Here is a 22,252-nt window from a genome sequence, read left to right on the forward strand (position 1 = left end):
GCTCTAGTTCAGCGGACCCTTTTCTCCCGGCTTGCCGGGAAATTGCTCGGGGAAAAGTTCATATTTCTGCTGCTTGTCGGCAGCCACCCACAGGCGTTCGCGGATGACGGAATCTTCAGCCCAATTGAACATGAAGATCGGTGTGCCCTGCGGGATGTTCGAGAAGCGCTTGTTGATGATCAGTGCCCCCGGATATTCCGTGAGGCCGACGGTGTTCACGTGCTCCGTCGAAAGCTTCTGATACTCTTTCATCAGCCTGACCCGCTCGTCATTGTCCTGGCTTGTCCTGAATTTGTTGACGATATCGACAAGCTCTTTCTCGAAGGGCATCAGGTCGAGCTGGTCGTCCTTGCCGGCACGGTGATGCCAGCTGGTGCGCGGGCCGACAGGGGCGAGTTGCTCTGTATTTTGCACGACCGAAGCCAGTTCCGTGGTGTTGCGCTGGATCAGCCAGTCGAAGCGGCCGGCATAGTGCGCATCATCGCGCTTCGGTCCGTCGAGCGCATTAATAATGATCTTGAGGCCTAGCTTCTCCATCTGGCCGACGACGCCTTCTGCGAGGCTCTTGTCGGTGGCATAGTCGTTGTTGACGAGCAGCACGATTTCGACGTTCTTTCCGCCCGCCTGCCCGGCGGGGAAGTTCACGAAGCCGTCACCATCCGTATCCTTCAGGCCCGCCTTGGCAAGTCCGGCCTTCGCGCCCTCAAGATCGTATGGATAGTAGAGCGTCGATTGCCGATCGTAAAAACTCGTGCCGGAGGACAAGCCGCCGGCGTAGATGGCCGTGAACGGTCCCTTGACGAGCGAATCGCCGATGGCTTTGCGGTCGAACGCCATCGTGACAGCCTTGCGGAAATCCTCGTTGCGGTTCAGCTCGCGGATCGCCTGGCCACGCGCATCCGGATCGCCCCAGCCGTTGGCCGAGAAATTCATGCGCAGGTTATAGCCAATCAACCGGGGGCCGAAGGCGAGACGGGCGGGTGCCGTTTTTTCGGCAGCGCGTTTCAGCGAAGCAACGAAATTCTCAGGCTGTTCGAGGTTCGAAAAGTCGCCCGAGCCCGCGACCGCCTGAACGTCACGGTCCGCCCAGGTCGAAAGCTTGTAATGCAGCTCGTTGAGATAGGGGAGTTGGTTGCCCTTTTCGTCGACCTTCCAATAATAGGGATTGCGGCGCAGCACGATGATGTCGTCCGGTCGGTATTCGACAGGCACCCAGGCGCCCATCACCGGCATATTCATATATTCTGGCGGGAACGCATTCTTGAACTGGTCGTACGTGTTCTTCGAATATTTGGGATGCTTCGGCTTCAGGAGATGCGATGGACCCGGGCAGAAGTTGGGATAGGCCATCGTGTAGAGATATTGTTTCGGGAAGGCCTCCTTGAAGGTCCATTCGACGGTATAATCATCGATCTTCTTCAGGGTCGTGCCGGTGCCGAAGGCTTCCGGCGATGCGCCCCCGCCGAGGGGCGAGACGTTCGGGTCGATAACCTCGTCTTCCCAGTAGAACATGATGTCATCGGCGTTGAAAGGGGCACCGTCTGACCACTTCGCACCTTCGATCAGGTGCATCGTCAGCTTGTGGCCGTCCTCGGACCACTCCCAGCTCTTGGCAAGGTTCGGAAGCGGCTCGGTATCCTTGGCCTCCACCTGGAAGAGCGGTGCGGTGCGCGTCAGGCATTCCGAAAGGCCGATATCGATACCGCCCCAGCCCTGCGTCTGGCCCGCGCCGTAGTTCCACCCTTCTGGCCGCCCGCCGATGACATGGCGCATCGTATCGCCGTATACGCCGATACCATCGGGCATGTTTTCGGTCTTGAAGACCAGCGGCTCCTTTGGAAGCCGATCCTTGACCGGCGGAAGCTTGCCAGTGTCGACGAAATTCTTCTTCACCCAGTCGGGTTCGTTATATTCCGGCAGCGCCTTGAACTCCAAAATGGAGTCGCGGGCAACGTATTTGATCTTGCCTTCAGCCGGAAACGGCGCCGGCGCCGGCGGAACGGTCGGTTCGGATGCATAGGCATTCAAGGCCGCGGCCGAGACGCTCAGCGCCAGTCCGGCGAGAACGCCAATTTTGCGAAAATGTCTCATCGTCTCTCCCTCTTGTTCGGAGCGCTTGCGCTCTCCGTTCTCCTCTAGCGGCGTGAAATCAGGTCTGAGGCGACAGCTTTTCCTCCCGGAAAACCGCCGCAACCCGCCTTCCACGAAGTTCAAACGGCCTGTTTCAAGGCCGCCTTTTCTGCGCGCAGCTCCTCGATCGAGCGCACGCTGCGGCGAGCAGCGCCGGCCCAATCACGCGTCTTCACGCTCGATTTCGACAGACGCTCCTGCGCAGCCGGCACAGCATCGGCATATTGCGGCAGCCAGCGGGCTTGAGCCACGACCATTTCATCGACCATCTGCCAGACCTCTTCGGGCGTCGAGACGGCGCCGACCAAGGGGTCGTGCAGCACGGCAAGCTTCAACAGTTCGATATCGCCGCTGATCGCTGCATGGACGGACATGCGCTGAACGTTGATCGACGAGATGCACGTTGCCGCACAGGCTTCCGGAAGGGTGATGCCGGAGACCATGTTGATGCCGAAGCGATCGACGAAACCGGGCGACTCGATGACAGCGTCGGCCGGCAAGTTGGTGATGATGCCATTGTTCTTGACATTGAAGTGGCCGCGATAGACCCGGTTGGTCTCCAACGCCTCAAGGATATGGCTTGCATGCTCGTTGGAGCGCCTGGACGGATCGATTGGCTTCGACGCCGATTCAAGAAACTGCGGGAACTCCGTCTCGAACCAGTTGCGCGTTTCCGTCGAGTGACGGAGATAGCCGCCTGTCTCACCGTGGATCCAGTCGGACATGTCGATCCACTTGGTGATTTCCTCCGGACGCTTGCGATACCACGGCAGATATTCGGAAAGGTGCCCGTTGCTTTCCGTCGAATAGACGCCGAAGCGCTTCAAAACATCGATGCGCAGCTTCTCCTGCTGCGAATAGACCGGATGCGCTTCGAAGGCCGCAAAAAGCTCGTCCTTGCCGATCTTGCGGCCGTTGAGGCGCAGGTCAATGAACCAGGTCTGATGATTGATGCCGGAGCAGACGTAATCGAGATCCGAAAGCGACCTTGCGCCGAGAACCTCGGCAATCTGTTCGGCCCCATGCTGCACCCCGTGGCACAGACCGACCGTATCGACTTTGCCATATTCGATCGCAGCCCACGTATTCATCGCCATCGGGTTTGCATAGTTCAGGAATTTTGCGCCGGGTTCAGCGACTTCGCGGATGTCCCTACAAAAATCGAGAATGACGGGAATGTTGCGCTGCCCATAAAGGATGCCACCGGCGCAGATCGTATCGCCGACGCATTGGTCGATGCCATATTTCAGCGGAATGCGGATATCGTCGGCATAGGCTTCGAGCCCCCCGACGCGCACGCAGCTGATGATGTAGCGAGCGCCTTCGAGTGCCTTGCGGCGGTCGGTCGTCGCCGTGACCCTGGTCGGCAGCTTGTTCGATTGAACGATCTTGTCGAGGATCGCCTTGATCATCTGAAGGTTATGTTCACTGAGATCCGTCAGCGCGAATTCGACATCCTTGAACTCGGGAACGCACAAGATGTCCGTAAACAGCTTCTTGGTGAAGCCGACGCTGCCTGCCCCGATGATAGCGATTTTGAAACTCATAATCTTCACCTCAACCTGATCAGATGCTAGGTAAAGGACGGGCAGGAGAGGAAAGACCACATGCCGGCGCATGCAGTCCGAAAAAGCATAAATAACGCCTATATTTCCTCCCGGCCGTTCTCTCGACCGCAATCTCTTCCTCTAATGAAGGGGGATTATGCGGATATTCGCGGAGGTGGCCAGAGAAGGATTATGCTTTCGAGGGTAATTTTGTGCTGCGGGATTTGATCGCCAACGGCCAGTCCATGAGGACAATCTCCCTGCCGCGTGGGCGCCAGCGCCTGCACGCCATGCCGACGAGTGCTGGCTATGAGGTGCGGGAAAACGAAGTCTACGACTGGGACGGCAGGCGGCGCGGCCAGACCCCCTTTACCGTGCTGCAGCACACGATCAGCGGCACGGGCCGCCTACGCTACCAGAACCGCAATTACAGGCTCCAAAGCGGCGATACGCTTTTGGTTCTCGTGCCACACAATCACCGCTACTGGCTCGAAAAGGGCGACCGTTGGGAATATTTCTGGATATCGATGCACGGTGAGGAGACGCTGAGAATCCACAAGATGGTACTTGGGCTGGCCGGTCCGGTTCTAAGGCTCAAGCCATCGACCATTGATCATCTCGCCGACTGCAGCCTTCGCCTTGTCAAGGGTGCTTCAACGCCCGGAGCAGCGTCGGCGATCGCTTATGAGGCGGCCATGGCGCTTTATGACGACGTCTTCGGTTCTCCGGCTTTTGCGGCAGACCTCAGCGCCATGCAGCCGGTGATCGATCATATCCACGCCAATCTCGACCAGCCATTGCCGGTGAGCGAACTTGCGGGCATCGTCGGCCTCAGCCGCGCGCATTTTTCCCGCAGCTTCGCGGAAAGCGAAGGCATGCCGCCTGCCGAATATGTGCTGCAGCAAAGGCTGCAGCGTGCGGCAAAACTTTTGACGAAGGCCGACTTCCTGCCGGTCAAGGAGGTCTCGATCATGTGCGGCTTCGAAGATTCCAACTATTTTTCCAAGGTCTTCCGCCGCGTTTACGGCATCACGCCCACAGAGTTTCGAACCACGGGCATGTATGCAAGCATCGGCAACGCCAGACATCGATCGACATGATCGGGTCCCGGCTGAGATCTCAGCGCGTCGCCGCCGGAAATGACACAGGGAAATTTCCGTATTGCCTGCTTGCTCGCAAAGACATTGGAGCCAGAGCCTTTTTTCAGTCCGGGGGAGCCGACAGAAGCGATATTTTTTGATCAATATTTCCAGCCCGATCGAACCTTGACACCAAATGAATGTGACTTAATCTATTTTCGCGGATCGGAGCGTTGTTGGAGGCAGCGGCTCAAATCGGATCCTGACCCGGGAGGAGAGACTCGTGAGGAATACAGCACTCATTCTTGCACTGGCGGCGACCACTTTCTTAGCCGCGCCGCATGACAGCCCGGCACAAGAGGCCATCACGGGCGACATCGTCGGCAAGTCCGACGCACCCAACAAGCTGATTTTCCGGATGACCACGGATGGTCCGCGCAACAACGAGCCGGCTTACGCCCAAGGCTACAGCAAGCTGTTCAACGACTTCATCGGCAAGCATTCCGACTGGCAGATCGAGTTGCAGATGATGTCGGGGGATATCGGACAGGAACAAGCGCGCATGCTCGAGCAGGCCAAATCGGGATCGGCCCCCGATTGTGCAGCCGTCGATTCCTTCGTGTTGCCGCTCTTCAAGAAAGCCGGCGTCTTGCAGTCCTTCTCACCTTACTTCACCAAAGAGGAAATTGACCAGCTCTTCCCCTTTATCCGCGAAGGCATAACCGGCTCGGACGGCAACATCTACGCATGGTGGTGGTCGACGGACCTTCGTGTCCTTTACCGCAACAAGGAAATTGTTCCTGATGCGCCACAGACCTGGGACGACTTGAAGAAGGCGGCCCTTTCCTCGGTCGAGCAGGGAATGGAAGGCGTTCTGTTCAACGGCGGCCGCTATGAAGGAACAACATTCGACTGGCTCGCCAATTTCTGGGCCCAAGGCGGCAAATTGGTGGATGACGATGGCAAGCCGATCTTTGGCGAGGGCGAAAATCGCGACAAGTTCATCAAAGCCGTCAACTATTACCGCGATCTCGTTGAGTCCGGAGCCGCTCCGAAACGCGTGGCGACAATCGGCAACTATGACGACTTCAATGCAGCGGCTGCGGCCGGCACGACGGCGCTATTCGTCGGTGGCAACTGGCAATACGCGCAGCTCAAAACAGCGCTTGATGCCGATGAATTCGCCAAATGGGCTTTTTCCCCGCTTCCTGGTCCGGCAGCGGACCAGCGCTCAACGGGCACCGGCGGCTGGACGGTGGCGGCTTTCAGCAAGGACACTGAAAAGGTAAAGCTCTGCGCAGAACTTGCCCGCGATATCTATATGGGACCTGCCAATGCGCTGCAGGAACAGCTTCCGACCCGCGCCGATCTCTATGACAAATACGAGGTGTTTTCCTCAGACGCCAACAAGACCTTTGCGGCAGCGCTGAAGTTCGGGCAGGCAAGGCCCGGCGCACCCGTCTATCCTGAAATCTCAAATCAGATTCAGATCATGATGGGCAAGGTGCTGACGGGCGTCCAGCCAACCGAAGCCGCCGTGGACGAGGCATTCGGCGCTTCGCTTAGCGCCTTCAAACGCAGCTGAACACCACCTGGCGGCGCGGGCCGGAACGCCTCGTGCCGCCAGGAAGCCCGTGCAACCGCTGCCTAACGATGAAATGGCCGGATCGGACCGATGATGGATGCAAGCATTGCCGCCAGAGGCCCCCAGAGGATCGGCAGGAATGCCGCCGGACGCCATAGTCCCTCCCCGCTGCCTTGGCTTATGCCGCTCATTCTTATCCTTGGCGTCTTTTATCTTTACCCCTTGCTTGACGTCTTTCGTTTTGCGTTCACCAACGTCTCGCTGCTTGGCACGGACGAAGAATATACGCTGCAGACGATCGTCACCACATTGTCAAAGCCCGAGCTCTTGCAAATCCTGTGGGTGACATTCGTCTTCACCGCGTCGAGCGTCGTTGTGCAGCAATTCTTCGGGCTTTTCATCGCCTTGATTGTTTTGCACAGCGAAAAGCGCCGGCTCTTCGGCTCGACGATCGTGCGAACAACAGCCCTCGTCGCCTGGGTTGTTCCGGGCATTGCCGGAGGCATCATCTGGAAAATGCTTTTCAACGAAGCGCCGTTTGGCGGATTGAACAGTCTCTTGCGCCTGATCGGCGTTCCGGCTGTGCAGTGGTTGTCGGATCCGCACATGGTCATGTGGTCGGTCGTAATTTCCAATGTCTGGCGCGGCACGGCGTTCTCGATGGTTGTGATGTATGCGGCGAGCAAGGCCATCGATCCTGTTCTTTACGAGGCTGCCGAAGTCGACGGCGCAAATCCGTGGCAACGGCTGATCTATATCACTCTACCCCAGCTGCGGACCGCTATCCTCGTCAACATGATCCTCATCACGATCCAGACCCTGAACACGTTTGACGCAATCATTTCGCTCACCGGCGGCGGCCCCGGCCGCGCGACCGAGGTTCTCTCGCTATACACCTTCAATGTCGTGTTCCGAAATTACGACCTTGCAGCCGGCGCGGTCTTGTCGATCCTGATGCTTACAATCAGCCTTGGCCTTGCACTCGTCTATGCGCGTTTTCTGCCAAGAGGAGAACCGACTTGAGGCCTCTCAGACAAGATCGCATTGGCGATGCGCTAAGCTATCTGTTCCTTGCTATAACGTTTCTTTTCTTCGCCTGGCCGTTGCTTTGGCTGCTGTCGCTTGCGCTAAGAACGCGCAAGGAAATCTTTCTGGGCGTGAGCCGTCTCATCCCCAAAGCGCCAACTTTGGATAATTTCGGCGCCATCTTATCCTCCGACAAGTTCGCAGGATATCTTTGGAATGGGTTGATCCTGTCCTCGTGCAGCGCAATCGGCTGCCTGATCGTGGCGCTGCCTGCAGCTTATGCCTTCTCCCGATTTCCGTTTCGCGGCAAGGGAGCTTGGATGATGGTCCTGCTCGCCTTTCAGATGATTTCACCGCTTGTGATCATGGTGCCGCTCTACCGCTATATGGCAGCACTTCACCTTACCGACAGCCATTTTGGTGCAACGATGGTTTATATTGCACTCGCGGTACCAATGGTGACGTGGATATTGAAGGGCTCAATCGACGGCATTCCGAAGAGCCTCGACGAAGCTGCCGTCATTGACGGCTGCGGTCATTTTAGCGTCTTTTGGCGCATCATCCTTCCCTTGTCGGCACCAGGCATCGCCTCAGCCTTCATCATCTCGGTCATCGCCGGCTGGTCGCAGTTTCTCGTCCCATTTCTTCTCATCAGCAAGGAATCGCTCATGCCCATTGGCGTGGGGATATTCCAGTATGCCGGAACACAAAACGACTCCTCCCTCCAGTTGCTGGCGGCGGCCTGCCTTGTATCGGTCGTTCCAGCCATTGTTGCCTTTCTCGCCCTCCAGCGGCTCATCCTCGGCGCCATGACGGAGGGCGCCGTCAAGGGCTGACATTGCATTCACATCTCAGGATCTCATCATGACGCTTACTCTGACCCAACGCCTCGACCGCATTCGCGTCCGTATCGCAGAGCTGGAATACTGGCGTTCGCGCGAAACAATTGAGATAGACGGCTGGACCTTTGAAGGAGAGCCGATCGCAATCGGCGACTCATGGCCACGCAAAAACGGCACGGTGCGCTTTTCCGGCGCAATCACCTTGCCCGGCCATTGGCGCCTTGACGACGCTCGGCTCGTGCTTGACCTTGGCGGCGAAAGCCTGATCACGATCGCCGACGAGACGGGCAATGAGACACGGCTCGGCCTCGATCCCTATCACCGGGAATTCCTTGTCCCTTCGCGCAGCATCCGCATCTCTTCCGAAACTGTCGCGCGCCTGCCCTTTGGAGAACCCGTGCGGCACCCGAGGTTGGAACGTGGTGCAGTCATCTGGCTGGACACTGCCGTTGACAGGCTCTGGCTGCTCTTGCGGCAGATCACCGAGGCGGCCGAAATCCTCGACGGCCACGAGGTCATTCCGCATCTCCTGGATGTCGCCGAACACGCCATGCGCGGCCTCGACTGGCCGTCGGCCACCGCCGCCTATGTCGCGCGTACGGCGCCCTCGCCGGTCCAGCAGAAGATCTGGCAGTTGCCGCCACTTGAGGTTTCACCTGAAGGTCTTAATCAGAGCCAGCGGGCCAGCGTGCTCGAAGCCTACGAAACACTTGTTGGACAGCTCAAGCAACTGCGCGAGCGTTTTCCGCCGCAAGGCGCAATCGCACTGACCGGGCATGCGCATATCGATCTTGCATGGCTTTGGCCTTACAGCGAAACCCGGCGGAAGATGCGCCGTACATTCCACACGGCGTTGTCGCTCATGGAGCAATCGTCCGATTTCCGCTTTAATCAGTCCACAGCCCACTACTATGCGCAGATTGCCGAAGACGATCCAGGCTTGCTGGCGCGCATCATCGAGCGGGCAAAGGCAGGCCAATGGGAAACGCTTGGTGGCATGTGGGTCGAACCCGACACCAACATGCCGACCGGCGAGAGCCTCAGCAGGCAGATCCTTTATGGCCAGCGCTATTTCGAAAAGACCTTCGGGATTCGCCATACCGTCTGCTGGCTTCCCGATTGCTTCGGTTTTTCCGGCGCCCTGCCCCAGCTCCTGCGTCAAGGCGGCATGAACAGCTTCTTCACGATCAAGGTCAACTGGTCGGAAACCAATCAGTTCCCGGCCGACCTCTTCTGGTGGGAAGGGCTCGATGGCAGCAGGGTCCTTGCCCACACATTCGACAATCCGATGCAGGGCTACAATGGCTTCGTGCGCCCGGATTGTTTCGTGCCGACCTGGAAGAACTTCCGCCAGAAGGACAAGCACGAAACCACGCTGCTTGCTGTGGGCTATGGCGATGGCGGCGGCGGCGTGACGCCGGAAATGATTATGCGGGAAGAGCAACTGCGCTTCTTCCCGGCTTTGCCGCAAGCACGCTGGACAAGGGTCCACGACTTCTTCAAGGATGCGCATGACACGGCAGCCAGGAAGGACCTGACAGTCTGGCAAGGCGAAATCTATCTCGAACTGCACCGCGCAACGCTCACAAGTCAGAGCGCCGTTAAGCGGCTGCACCGAAAAGCAGAGCGCAGTCTGGTTACCGCCGAGACGCTGGCCGGCCTTGCTTATCTTCTGGGGGGCGAGCAGCCGGCATCAATGGAGCGCCCATGGCGTGTCGTCTTAAAGAACGAGTTTCATGACATCCTGCCCGGCTCCTCGATTGCCGAGGTCTATGTCGATGCCGCCAACGAACTCGACGCAGTCGTGGCAGAGGCGCGCTCAACTCAAATGGCGGCGATGGAATCGATAGCCGCGCAACTGCCGGTTGGAGAAGGCAACAATGTTCTGGTGGTCAATCCGTCGCTGTCTGAGCGTCCCATCCGCTTGACGCTATCAGACGGCAGCACAATCTCGGCCGAGGGACAGATCGCGCCGCTTGGGATTGCTGTACTGGCGACCGAAGCTCTCCAACCAAAGACCGGCCTTTCGGCTGGGCGCGACTATCTGGAAAACGCTGTCCTGAAAGTGAGGCTTGCCAACGACGGCTCGATCGCCAGCATTTTGCACAAGCCAACAGGCCGTGAGGCGCTTGAGGGCTGCGGCAATCGGCTTTTCGTCTATCCTGCCGACAAGCCGCGCAATTGGGACGCCTGGGATGTCGAAGAAGACTACGCGGCTCGTGGCGAAGAGATCACTCATCTCGACAGCCTTGAACTGCTTGAGAACGGTCCCCACCGGGCGGCGATCAAGATCGTTCGAACCTGGCGCCACTCGCGCATCACGCAGGTTCTGTCGCTTGGTGCCAACGCGCGGCGGCTGGACATACAGACAGAACTCGACTGGCATGACCGACGTGTCTTCCTTCGCACGCTCACGGGCGTTGCCGTGCGTCACGCGAGGGCGACCTGCGAATGCGCCTACGGGGTCGTGGAACGTCCGACCCATTCGAACACGTCCTGGGACGCTGCGATGTTCGAAGCACCTGCCCACCGCTTTGCCGATCTTTCGGAGCCTGGTTTTGGCGTTGCCATCCTCAATGACGCAAAGTATGGCCACAGCGTGCGCGGCAATGTCCTGGGCCTCTCCCTCCTGCGCGCGCCGGTCTATCCCGATCCGCTTGCCGACGAAGGCATCCAGACTTTCACCTATTCACTGATGCCACATGAGGGCACGTGGTACGAAGGGGGTGTGAGGGAGGAGGCCGAAGATCTAAACCAACCGCTGTTGGCCGTCGCCGTCACAGATCGCGCAACGGGCAGATGGCAGCCGCTTGCCGCCGTCGGGATTGATGCGGCACTTTCCGCCGTCAAGCCCTCGGAGGACGGCGATGGCCTCATCGTGCGCGTGTACGAGCCTGCCGGGCGGCGCGGGAATTTTGAGTTACGCCTTCCGCCGCGCTGGCAAAACATGGGCGTCGTCAGTATCCTCGAAGAGCCGATGGAGGTGCCGAATGCCGGTTTGCGCCCCTTTGAGGTCAAGAGCTGGCGAATAGTCAGGACTTGATGCGATACGGCTCGATGCAACAGCGCTCTTGGGGCGCTTTTCGCATCCACTACAATCGCCTAGTTTGCGTTGAGATTAGGTCACGGCGAAGGGATACCGGGATTGATAATGTCGGGCTCGAATACGGAGCAGGCTGCGGCGGCCAATCGGGCCATGATTCTCGCCGCAATTCATCGCGGCGCCCCGATCTCGCGCACGGAGCTTGCCCACCAATCGCGGCTGACGAAACAAGCCGTCACCCGCATCGTGGATCGATTGCTCGATGAGGGTCTCGTTATGGAGGCCCGCCGCAGGCACGGCCTGCGCGGACAACCTGCCATCGAGCTGGAGATCGATCCCGAAGGCGTGTTTTCGGTCGGCGCGAATATCGATCGCGATCACCTGACGATCGTCGCTGTGGATGCAGCCGGCACGGTGCGCGGACGCATCCATCACGAAAGGCGCTTTCTGCTACCGGACGACTTCGCGAACTTGATGGCAGACGCGCTATCCTCCTTCCGACGCCGCAGGGTCATCGAAGAAGCTCGTCTGGCGGGGATTGGCCTTGCTATTCCTGACTGGCTCGGAGAGGTTAAAGTCGTCGGCTTTCCATCAGAATACCGGCAATGGGTTGGCTATGACGTGCGCGGTGCGCTGGAGGCAATTTCCGATCATCCGGTGTTCATCGACAATGACGCCAACGCTGCTGCACTCGGTGAAATCGAGTATGGTCTCGGCACGGAAATCGGCAGTTTCTTTTACATCCTCGCCAATGCCTGTCTCGGCGGCAGCCTCGTCATAGATGGGGTCCGTCATAAAGGCGCCAGCGGAATCGGCGGAGAAATTGGCTGGCTGCCGGTCGTCTTTGATGATGGCCCGTTTGCAGGAAGCACCCAGCCGCTGGGCGAAATGTTCTCGCTGTTTATCCTGTTTGACTATCTTGAGCGCAACGGCATCAAAGCGACAACCCCGGGAGATCTTCTCAACCTCGACAACGCGGGACGCAGCCGCGTCAGCAGCTGGCTGCGAAAGATCAGCGTCAAGCTTGCCCAAGCAATTGTCGATATCGGCATGATCGTTGATCCGGAAGGCGTTCTCATCGGTGGCCGCTTTCCTGTCCGTCTAATCGATGAACTGCTTGTCTACGTCCACGAGGAGATTACCCGGCTTGGCGCACGAGCGCCGTCCCTTCACCGGGCGGCCGGCTCGGAAGATGCCGCGGCTCTCGGTGCTGCCGCAATCCCGCTTGCCCATCGTCTGGGGTTGCCATCCGCCGAACCGGGTCAGAGGTTTCGAAATCCAATCAGCAGCCGACAGTCCCAGGACCCGGTCACGGTTGCGTGACGGTTGGCAGGGCGCGTCAAGCCACGCCCGAAAGATCATGGACGGTCAGCGGGCAAAAGTGTGTCGGAAAACGGCCGTAATGCCGCGCCGACGGCGACCCCTGCCCACGGAAAGGACGCACGCCGCACGGAGGGTATCCAAGGCGCGATCACGAGATCGCGAATTTTGTCGTCCCGTTCGCGCGACAGGCGCGCAAAGATTGCCTCGAAAACATCGTCGGGCAGAGCACCACCGATGAGGATGGCGCCCGGAGCGATAAATCCTGAAATCGCCAGGACCGCCTCATGAAGATGGCGCGCAGCAATCGCCACCCAGCCATCCGTTTCGCCCGGGTGGGCTGCAAGGTACTCTTTGAGCGAGGGCAACGTCGCGACTTCGTTCAGGCTCGCGCCATCAACACCCGAGCGCATGTCGCCGATCTGGCCCGCCAATCCGTGAACACCCCGAAACGGCCGCCCGCCGATCAAAAGCCCGGCGCGCACAGTCTCGTCGACGATGACGATCACCAGACCGCCTTCGTGGTCGCCTATGCCCAACATACGCTCGGCATTGACCGCCGCCTCGGTGTCATCCAGAAAAAAGAGCGGGCCAACGTCCAATTCAAGGGTATCCTCAATGGCTTTCCGATCGAGTGCCAACCCGGCAGAGAGAGCGATGCCGCATCCCAGCAGTCTGCCAGAGAGGCCAGCGGCATGCCGGATGTGCAAAACAGCCTTCTTGATTTCTTCGGGTTTTGTGAAGGCGTGTTGTTGAAGGATCCTACCGGCAAGATCCATGACGACAGCTTCGCCGCCATGCGCACCGAGGCGGATTCCCAAGGAATATGCGGCGTCGGCTCGCAACGAGAACTCGAGCGCCGTGTAGTGCGCAGTTGTGGGACGCTTTTTCCCGCTGACCAGACCCGCATCGGCCAGGCGGCGCATAATCCCCGTTATAGCCGGCTCCGTGAGCCCAAGATGCCTGGAAAGCTCCTGGCGGGTAAGCGGCCCAAAGCGGCGCAGGAGCCCCATGGCCGTGCGGGAATTGTGATCTGCAATGTCGACCGGGCTGATGCCTGGACGATCATCGTTGCGATCCCGCCCCCTCGATGCGCCAGATACCGAAAGCCGCCGTCCTATTTTCAAATCAAGCCATTCCCGATACGATCGACAATGCAATACCGGGTCTTCGCCTGCATCAAAATGAAAAAATGCGTTTACGGGCAAACTGAAGGAATGGCGCCGCCCTCAAACGGCAGCCGGAACAGGCGAACTGCCGCAGCGCGCCGGCCATTTCTCTGTGCACGTTAAAGAACAGGCGTGACACTTTCATCATTCAATCACGCCTGTCCTTAGCGCCGCGGCCACCAGAGCTGTGTCCTTGTAGACTGCAAATGTATCCTTCAGCGCTTCGATATGCGTTCGCACGGTATGCACCGAGCACCCGAGGATGATCGCAATCTCCTGCGCGCTCTTTCCGTCGCACATGAGCGTCAGGATTTCCCTCTCTCGCTTGGTGATGTGGATCTCGTTCAAGTTCTTCCTCTTCGCTTAACGCATTGCGTGGCTCCTAATAGATATAGGTGCGTCGTGCGCTCGCCGGAGGCAGAACGAACCCGTTTTCAAGAATTCTGGGTGCACCTTGTGCAACAATGCGCCACCGCTACGCGGTCTGAGCATTGCGGCGGTCTCGACCGCACCCATTGTTCCGTTCAGACGGCATCGAACCGTTAAGGCTCGCAGCATCTCCGTCAGTCTCTAGCTCGCTGTTTCTCTCAATGGCAGAACCTGGGCCCTTATATAAGCACTTGCGGAGCGAAGCACGACGGCAATCATGCCGGAAGTGTCGGCTTGTTTGCACGCGCAGAAGCGATCGCCAACACGACCTGGTTGAGCAATTTTGAAAAAAAGGCATTGTGATTGCATCCGGCGCACTTTACGGTTGCGTTTTATGTCGGCTGTTGCAAAGGTAGATTATGCTTAGTTCCTTCCGTATTCTGGAGATTATGCAGCAGGGTGTCGCGCTGCTGGATGCAGACTTACGGGTTGTGATTTTCAACGATCGGATAGGGAAACTGTTGCAGGCCCCCAGAGGGGCTATTGAAGTCGGCGTCAGTGCGACAAGGATGGCTGCTCAGATTCCGATCCTTGGCCGGACGCAGCAATCCGACGACAGTCAAGAGAGCTGGCTCACGCATCTCCTCACACGTTCAACCTTGTTCTATCAGGAGATCTCAGTCGGTGAGAGGATCGTCTCGCTGACCTCCACGCCGGTGGACGACGGCGGATGGTTGATCAGCTGTGATGATATTTCGGCGCTGGCCAGCATAAGAAAGGATATGGCCGATCAGAACCGCCGCTTCGATGCGGCACTGGCAAACATGCCGCACGGTCTGTGCATGTTCGATGCTGACAAGAACCTGTTGCTGTGCAACGCAGGCTATTGTCGCTTGTACGACCTGCCCGAAACGTTGACACGGCCGGGGACGCCTCTTTTGCAAATCCTCGACTATCGGCAAACAGCTGGAAACGCGCCGGTTCAGCAGGAGGCGTATTTCGATGTTGTCGTCGAGGCCGCGCTAAAGGGTTCCGCCGCCAGTGAGAATATCGTCTTGATGGATGGCAGGGTGATAAAGATCACACATAACCCGATGGAAAACGGCGGCTACGTCGCAACCCATGAAGACGTCACCGAATCCGTGCGCGCCGAAGAACAGATCAAACACATGGCTGGTCACGACCCGCTGACTGGCCTGCCCAATCGCACGCTTTTACGTGAGAAGCTTGAAAAGGAATTGGCCCTTGGTAACGGGGGAAAGCGCTGCGCGCTGTTATGCCTGGATCTGGACCACTTCAAACGTGCGAATGATACATTGGGGCACGCCGTCGGCGACCTCCTGCTGAAGGCCGTAACCGACAGGCTGAAGACATGCCTGGGTGAGGGCGATAGCGTTGCTCGGCTGGGCGGCGACGAATTCGTCGTCTTTCAGGAGGAGGTCCAAACGAAGGAACGCGCCGCGGCACTTGCACAAAGACTTGTCAATGCTATCGGCGAAACGTTTATCGTCGAGGGGCAGCCTGTTCAAATCGGGGTAAGCATCGGCATTGCGATAGCTCCTGACGACGGCGACACGGCAGATGGTGTGCTGAAGAATGCCGACACCGCTCTCTACAAAGCAAAAACGGATGGCAGAGGCACCTATTGCTTCTTCGAGCCTGCAATGGATGCCGGCATCCAGAAGCGGCGCAAACTCGAAGTCGACCTTCGGCAGGCTATCGCAGGGCGCCAGTTCGAAATCTACTATCAGCCGCAGGTCAATGCAGGAACCGAAGAGGTTGTCGGCTTCGAAGCGCTCTTGCGTTGGCACCATCCCGAGCGGGGCCTGGTTTCACCGGCTGAATTCATCCCGCTGGCGGAAGAAACCGGCTTGATCGTGCCACTCGGGGAATGGGTGTTGCGCCAGGCCTGCAAAGATGCCGCAAGCTGGCCGGGGCATGTAAGGGTTGCGGTGAACCTTTCCCCAGTCCAGTTCAGAAGCCCCTCGCTTACCCATACGGTTATTTCTGCCCTTGCTGATTCCGGTCTGTCGGCTTTTCAGCTTGAACTCGAAATCACCGAATCCGTCCTCCTCACTGACAGCAAGACGGCCCTGGCAACCCTGCACCACATCAAGGGACTTGGAGTGCGGATCGCGATGGACGACTTCGGTACCGGATATTCCTCCTTGAGCTATCTGAGGCTTTTTCCGTTTGACAAGATCAAGATCGATCAATCATTCATCCGTGAACTTGGAGATTCCAAGGATTGCGCCGCCATCGTGAAGGCGGTGGTCGATCTGGGATCCAGCCTCGGTATCACGACCACTGCCGAAGGCGTCGAAACGACCGACCAGCTCGATCAAGTGAGGGAGCACGGCTGCACCGAAATTCAGGGATATTTCTTCGGAAAACCTCTGCCTTTCAGTCACGTCGAGAAACTCTTGCGCAAAGGCTCGCCTTCCCAGTCGCGCTGAGAAGCCTTCGGAAGCCAAGCGTCTGGCCGCTTCTTGTCTGACAAAAGCGCCGCATACCATCGCGGTGAATCGGCTTCGCCGCAGTATTCCTGAAAGCACGACCAGGTGCCGGACGCCTGGGCGTCCGGCACCACCCCAGCGCAGATGGAAGAGCGTTACTCCTTGTGCCTTAAGAAGACCGTTGCGAGCGGCGGCAGTGTCAGAAGGACGGAATACTCCTTGCCGTTACTTGGCTGGCGTTCTGCCCAGACCTCAGTCTGGCCAAGATTGGCCCCCCCGTAGATCGCCGCGTCGGTATTGAGTACCGCCTGCCAGCGGCCCTCCGTGGGCACACCGACCCGGTAACCGTAGCGCGGAACAGGGGTGAGATTGGACATAATCAGCATCAGCGACGAGCGGTCGGGCGAACTGCGAAGCATGCCGTAGACGGAGTTTTCCGCGTCGTCTGCGACTGCCCATTCGAAACCAGCGGCATGAAGGTCGCTGAACTGTAGCGCCGGCTCTTGCGCATAGAGCCTGTTGAGGTCACGGATCAACCGCTGAATACCTGCATGAGCGGGACTGTCGAGCAGGTCCCAATGAACGGAACCATCGTGGTCCCATTCACTCTCCTGGGCAAGCTCGCAACCCATGAAAATGAGTTTCTTGCCTGGATGTCCCCACATGAAGCCGTAATAGGCGCGCAGATTTGCAAGCCGCTGCCAGTGATCGCCGGGCATCTTTGCGAAAAGCGAACCCTTGCCGTGCACAACCTCGTCATGGGAAAGCGGCAGCATGAAGTGTTCGGAATAGGCATAGATCATGCCGAACGTCATCGCCGCATGATGGTATTTGCGGTGAACTGGATCTTCCTGCATGTAATGCAGGGTGTCGTGCATCCAGCCCATGTTCCACTTGAAATCAAAGCCGAGGCCACCGTCCTCGGGCCGCGTCGTGACCCCTGGCCAGGCGGTCGACTCTTCGGCAGCCGTAAAGGCATGCGGGCACCGATGATGGATGATGCTATTCAGGTGCTTGAAGAATTCCACCGCCTCAAGATTCTCGCGTCCGCCATATGCGTTGGGGATCCATTCGCCCTCGTTGCGGCTGTAGTCGCGGTAAAGCATTGAGGCGACCGCATCGACGCGCAGACCGTCGACGTGATAGTGTTCCAGCCATTCAAGGGCACTGGCGATCAGGAACCCCTTCACCTCGTTGCGCCCGAGATTGTAGATCAGAGTGTTCCAGTCCTTGTGGAAGCCCTCGCGCGGGTCTTCGTGCTCGTAAAGCGCGGTGCCATCGAAGCGGGCAAGCCCCCAGACATCGGTTGGAAAATGTGCCGGCACCCAATCGAGAATGACGCCAATGCCTGCAGCATGGCAGCGGTCGACGAAATAGGCGAAGTCATCCGGAAGGCCGTAACGGCCGGTCGGGGCAAAAAGGCCAAGTGGCTGATAGCCCCAGGAGCCGCCGAACGGATGTTCCATGATCGGCAACAGTTCGATATGCGTAAAGCCGAGATCTTGGACATAGGGAACCAGCCTCTGGCTGAATTCGACCCAGTCGAGGGACCGGTTTGCCTCCTCGGCAATCCGAAGCCAGGAGCCAAGATGCACCTCGTAAACTGAAATTGCGCCTTCGAGTGCGCGCTCGGCGCGGTGAGCACGCATCCAGTCTTCATCGCTCCAGCGGAAGGGTTTTGAGGGCGCGACGATCGAAGCCGTAGAAGGTGCAGCCTCGCTGGCACGGGCAACCGGGTCGGCCTTTTGCGGCATGAGATTGCCGTTGGCATCAATGAGTTCGAACTTGTAGCGTTCTCCATGCGTCAGGCGCGGGATGAAGAGTTCCCATACGCCGGCTGAAGGACGCAGTCGCATCGGATGCCGGCGACCATCCCAACTGTTAAAGTCGCCAACCACGGAAACCCGCCGCGCATTGGGTGCCCACAGACAAAATCGCACGCCCTGTATGCCATCGATCTCCATCGGAATGGCCCCGAGCGTGCGGCCGAGATCATAGTGGGTGCCCTGAGAAATTAGATGCAGGTCAAGCTCACCGAGCAGCAATCCAAAAAAATAAGGATCCTCCGTCTCCTGTACGGCATCCGGCCAGTTGATGCGAAAGAGGTAATTCGTCGTGCTACCGATTGCCCCGGCAAAGAGGCCACCTTCATGAATCGTCTCCAGTCTCGTCAGCACGCGGCCGGTGTCAGCCTCGACCACGTCGACGGATGCTGCCCCGGGCAACAAGGCTCTTACGACGGTAAGATCGCCATACTGGTGGCGTCCAAGGATCGAGAATGGATCACCGTGAAGGCCTTCGACGAGAGCCTGAAGGCCCTCCTGGACAGTGCCTATCATCAAGTCTGTGCGCTCGTATCTCATGCGACTTTCTCCAGCAGTCTCGATGCGATGGCCGAGAAACCGCCAAGCGGCAGGGCCAGCCAGTTGGGTCGGTTGCGCGCTTCATAGGCGATCTCGTAAGCGGCTTTCTCGAGCAGGAACAGATCGAGGATGCGACTGCGCGAATTGGTCGGAATGTTGAGTTCGCGCACGTCTTCGATCACTCCGAAATAAGCACCGAGGAACGCCTGCTCGGCCAAGTCGATGAAGCGCCTAACGAGTGCGCTGTGTCTTTGATCTTCCACCTCGCTTACCCGTTCCAGGTCAAGATCGGCGGATGCCGCCAAATAGCTAAACGACCTCAGGAGGCCCGCGACATCTCGCAGGGGATTGGTCTTTGCGCGGCGTTCGGCAAGATCGCGTGCGGGCTCGCCCTCAAAATCGATGATGTAGGCATCCCCTTCCGCAACCAGGACCTGGCCGAGGTGGAAATCGCCGTGATTTCGGATCATCAGCGTACCGACCGCAGCCCTGGCGAGATCGTCAACAGCATTCAAGAGATCCTCGCGCTGCTGGACGAGAAAGCCGATCTGTTGCGCCAGCGCCGGCGCAAGACTGTCGCCGCTTGCCTTAAGCATGGCGAGGCTGCCGCGAATTTGCTCCCTTACAGCGTTTGCCCAGCGAGCGGCGTCCTCATCGGTGATGCGGACGGGCTTGAAGGCTTCGTCTTCGGTCGGCCGCGCCAACGCCGCATGCAATTCGCCGAGCCGCTTGCCAACGGTCGCAGCGAACGCGACGAGCGGCTTGAAATGCTCGTCGGCCGCCTTGCCGTCAACGCCGGTCACCACGACCTCGTCGGTCGAGCGACGCAGATTGGCCAGCATCCAATTCCACGCATCGCCCTGATTGCGAATGGCTCTTTGCACGATAATCAGCGTGTATCGGCTGCCATCGGGTGTGATATGAACGACTTCGCCGAGCAGGTGCGCGGTATTGGCATATCCGACGCTGGTCAGCCGGCGCGTCATCTCCACTTCCGGATGGACACCGGGGAAGATATGGCGGATGAGTTTTACCATCGCCATATCGCCGACGATCAGCGAGCTGTTGGATTGCTCGGCAGAGAGCCAGTGCACTTGTATGTCATCATCGACGCTCATGCAGTCGAGCTGCGCGGTCCCTAAGAACTCGAGCTTGCCAGCGCGACCGGCAATGACGGCACGGTCACAGAGGCCTCGTATGACGCCGCGTGCAAGACCTTCCATCGCAAATCCGTCAGTCAGGAAGCCGACGCGACGGCCCTGACGGAGACGGGCAAGGGCAAGCTGCTGGGCAAGAGCACTGGGCTGGCTGTCATCCCACGATACGGCAAGCGGCAGCAGGTATGTCTCATTGCGAGCTTCCAGTTCCGCTTCCAGTTCTGCAAACAAGATGTTGCCGGCGAATGGAAACGGCATGGCGGAAATCAGGGACGCACGCCTTAACCTCTCGCCCTTGGCGGCGAACCAGCGCCGCTTGCCGAGATAGGCCGGCAGCACCTCGCTCGAAAGCGTACCTGAAAGCCGGGGCTCATCGAGCAGTTCCTGCAGGTCGCGACGCACGACCATGGTCACCATGTCCTGCATCTGCTCGGGAGGCTCGGCGCGCCATGCGGGGCCATCAGTCTCCTGGCTGAGCTGGAACCAGAAGAAACCATAAGGGGGCAGCGTGAGCAGATAAGTGAGTTGACCGATCGGCGGGAAAGGAGACATGCCCGTCAGCTCAATCGGGATGTAACCGGCAAAATGGGCAAGATCCAGCTCGACGGCTTGCGGCAGGCGCGACAGGTTGGCGACGCAAAGGATCGTTTCGCCTTGGTATTCCCTAAGATAAGCAAGGATTTTCCTGTTGCCGGGCGACAGGAACCGTAAGGAACCGCGCCCAAATGCAGTATGCTTGTTGCGCAAGGCCAGCATATGCCGTGTCCAGTTGAGCAACGAATGGGCATCGGCCCCCTGCGCTTCGACATTAACCGCTTCGTAGCCGTAAAGCGGATCCATGATGGGCGGCAGAACGAGGCGCGCGGGGTTTGCCTTCGAGAAGCCGCCATTGCGGTCCGGAGACCATTGCATCGGCGTTCGCACGCCATCGCGGTCGCCTAGATAGATATTGTCGCCCATGCCTATCTCGTCGCCGTAGTAGATCACGGGAGTACCGGGCATCGAAAGCAGAAGCGCGTTCATCAGCTCGACGCGGCGGCGGTCGCGCTCCATCAGCGGCGCAAGACGTCGCCTGATTCCGAGGTTGATGCGCGCGCGGCGATCAGCGGCGTAGATGTTCCAAAGATAGTCCCGTTCGTCGTCAGTGACCATCTCGAGTGTCAGCTCGTCATGATTTCTCAGGAAGATCGCCCATTGGCAACTCTCCGGGATTTCGGGCGTCTGACGCATAATATCGGTGATCGGAAACCGATCTTCCTTGGCGATTGCCATATACATGCGCGGCATCAAGGGGAAGTGGAATGCCATGTGGCATTCATCGCCGTTGCCGAAATAGTCGCTGGTATCCTCCGGCCATTGATTGGCCTCGGCAAGCAGCATCTTGCCAGGGTGAGTGGAATCGAGCGCTGCACGGATCTTCTTCAGGATTCCATGCGTCTCTGGCAGGTTCTCGTTGATTGTCCCCTCGCGCTCGACCAGATAGGGGATTGCGTCCAGTCGGAAACCATCGATTCCGGTTTCCAGCCACAAGCGCATCACGCTTAGAAGCTCGTTCAGTACGAGCGGATTATCGAAATTGAGGTCGGGCTGGTGGGAATAGAACCGGTGCCAATAATAGGCGCCGGCGACAGGATCCCAGGTCCAGTTGGACTTTTCAGTGTCAAGAAAGATGATCCGGGTTTCCGGGAACTTCTGATCCGTGTCCGACCAGACGTAGAAGTCGCGCTCCGGCGAGCCGGGAGGCGCATGGCGCGCCCGCTGGAACCACGGATGCTGATCGGAGGTGTGGTTGATTACGAGCTCGATAACGACTCTCAGCCCACGTTGATGTGCGGCTTCGACGAAGGCCTCGAACTCCTCCATGGTGCCGTAGTCCGAACTGACATTGGTGTAGTCGGCGATATCGTATCCATCGTCACGGCGCGGGGACGGGAAGAACGGCAAGAGCCATATGACATTGGCTCCGAGCGAAGCGATGTGATCGAGCTTCTCATGCAGTCCCTCGAAGTCACCGATGCCGTCTCCATTGGCGTCGAAGAACGACTTGATGTGAAGCTGGTAAATGACAGCGTCCTTGTACCACAGGGGATCGGAATCCTGCTTGCTTGTCTGCGTCTCGGTCTGCGTCTGACTACGGCTTGTGGTTGCGACGTCCATTTTGCTTTC

General features: G+C 58.6%; 14 protein-coding genes. 8 read left to right on the forward strand and 6 right to left on the reverse strand.

What is annotated here, in order from left to right:
• Positions 1 to 3 precede the first annotated feature (3 nt).
• Both ACZ9DP_RS09965 and melA read right to left on the reverse strand, forming a co-directional pair.
• Positions 4 to 2,091: an ABC transporter substrate-binding protein gene (locus ACZ9DP_RS09965; protein ID WP_476201460.1), complete on the reverse strand. Its 2,088-nt coding sequence runs from the start codon at positions 2,089 to 2,091 to the stop codon at positions 4 to 6.
• A gap of 119 nt (positions 2,092 to 2,210) precedes the next feature.
• A complete protein-coding gene (melA, locus tag ACZ9DP_RS09970; protein ID WP_476201462.1) occupies positions 2,211 to 3,677 on the reverse strand; it encodes an alpha-galactosidase in 1,467 nt (488 codons plus the stop codon).
• 212 nt (positions 3,678 to 3,889) lie between these two features.
• Between melA and ACZ9DP_RS09975 the strand changes: the two genes are divergently transcribed.
• The 6 genes from ACZ9DP_RS09975 (at position 3,890) to ACZ9DP_RS10000 (ending at position 12,575) form a co-directional block, all read left to right on the forward strand.
• Positions 3,890 to 4,777: an AraC family transcriptional regulator gene (locus ACZ9DP_RS09975; RefSeq protein ID WP_074071522.1), complete on the forward strand. Its 888-nt coding sequence runs from the start codon at positions 3,890 to 3,892 to the stop codon at positions 4,775 to 4,777.
• Between the two features lie 280 nt (positions 4,778 to 5,057).
• Positions 5,058 to 6,341 carry an extracellular solute-binding protein gene (locus ACZ9DP_RS09980; RefSeq protein WP_372431615.1) on the forward strand — a complete coding sequence of 428 codons (1,284 nt, stop codon included), beginning with the start codon at positions 5,058 to 5,060 and terminating at the stop codon, positions 6,339 to 6,341.
• 90 nt (positions 6,342 to 6,431) lie between these two features.
• Positions 6,432 to 7,364, forward strand: a complete 933-nt coding sequence (locus ACZ9DP_RS09985; RefSeq protein WP_476201463.1) for a carbohydrate ABC transporter permease — start codon at positions 6,432 to 6,434, stop codon at positions 7,362 to 7,364.
• A complete protein-coding gene (locus ACZ9DP_RS09990; RefSeq protein WP_476201465.1) occupies positions 7,361 to 8,203 on the forward strand; it encodes a carbohydrate ABC transporter permease in 843 nt (280 codons plus the stop codon). The genes ACZ9DP_RS09985 and ACZ9DP_RS09990 overlap by 4 nt, the downstream gene beginning before the upstream one ends.
• 28 nt (positions 8,204 to 8,231) lie before the next feature.
• Positions 8,232 to 11,252: an alpha-mannosidase gene (locus tag ACZ9DP_RS09995; RefSeq protein WP_476201466.1), complete on the forward strand. Its 3,021-nt coding sequence runs from the start codon at positions 8,232 to 8,234 to the stop codon at positions 11,250 to 11,252.
• A 108-nt stretch (positions 11,253 to 11,360) separates the two neighbouring features.
• A complete protein-coding gene (locus ACZ9DP_RS10000; protein ID WP_476201468.1) occupies positions 11,361 to 12,575 on the forward strand; it encodes an ROK family transcriptional regulator in 1,215 nt (404 codons plus the stop codon).
• 35 nt (positions 12,576 to 12,610) lie between these two features.
• Here ACZ9DP_RS10000 and ACZ9DP_RS10005 read toward each other — a convergent pair whose 3' ends face one another.
• Positions 12,611 to 13,111 (reverse strand): hypothetical protein, encoded by a 501-nt coding sequence (locus tag ACZ9DP_RS10005; protein ID WP_476201470.1) that lies wholly within the window; start codon positions 13,109 to 13,111, stop codon positions 12,611 to 12,613.
• Between ACZ9DP_RS10005 and ACZ9DP_RS10010 the strand changes: the two genes are divergently transcribed.
• A complete protein-coding gene (locus ACZ9DP_RS10010) occupies positions 13,094 to 13,864 on the forward strand; it encodes a hypothetical protein (protein WP_476201472.1) in 771 nt (256 codons plus the stop codon). The genes ACZ9DP_RS10005 and ACZ9DP_RS10010 overlap by 18 nt on opposite strands.
• A 21-nt stretch (positions 13,865 to 13,885) precedes the next feature.
• Here the strand turns inward: ACZ9DP_RS10010 and ACZ9DP_RS10015 are convergent, their stop codons facing one another.
• Entirely contained in the window at positions 13,886 to 14,089 is a 204-nt protein-coding gene (locus ACZ9DP_RS10015; RefSeq protein WP_022716742.1) for a response regulator transcription factor, read from the reverse strand.
• Between the two features lie 470 nt (positions 14,090 to 14,559).
• Here ACZ9DP_RS10015 and ACZ9DP_RS10020 point away from each other — a divergent pair, with 470 nt between their 5' ends.
• Positions 14,560 to 16,566, forward strand: a complete 2,007-nt coding sequence (locus ACZ9DP_RS10020) for a putative bifunctional diguanylate cyclase/phosphodiesterase (RefSeq protein ID WP_476201474.1) — start codon at positions 14,560 to 14,562, stop codon at positions 16,564 to 16,566.
• A 155-nt stretch (positions 16,567 to 16,721) separates the two neighbouring features.
• Here the strand turns inward: ACZ9DP_RS10020 and glgB are convergent, their stop codons facing one another.
• Together glgB and treS are read right to left on the reverse strand one after the other, a co-directional pair.
• Positions 16,722 to 18,929, reverse strand: coding sequence for a 1,4-alpha-glucan branching protein GlgB (gene glgB, locus ACZ9DP_RS10025; protein WP_283073585.1), 2,208 nt, complete (start codon positions 18,927 to 18,929; stop codon positions 16,722 to 16,724).
• On the reverse strand, positions 18,926 to 22,243 hold the full coding sequence (treS, locus tag ACZ9DP_RS10030; protein ID WP_476201476.1) for a maltose alpha-D-glucosyltransferase: 3,318 nt from the start codon (positions 22,241 to 22,243) through the stop codon (positions 18,926 to 18,928). Before treS ends, glgB begins: the two co-directional genes overlap by 4 nt.
• Positions 22,244 to 22,252 lie beyond the last annotated feature (9 nt).

It is taken from the genome of Rhizobium sp. USDA 4016, assembly GCF_056279705.1.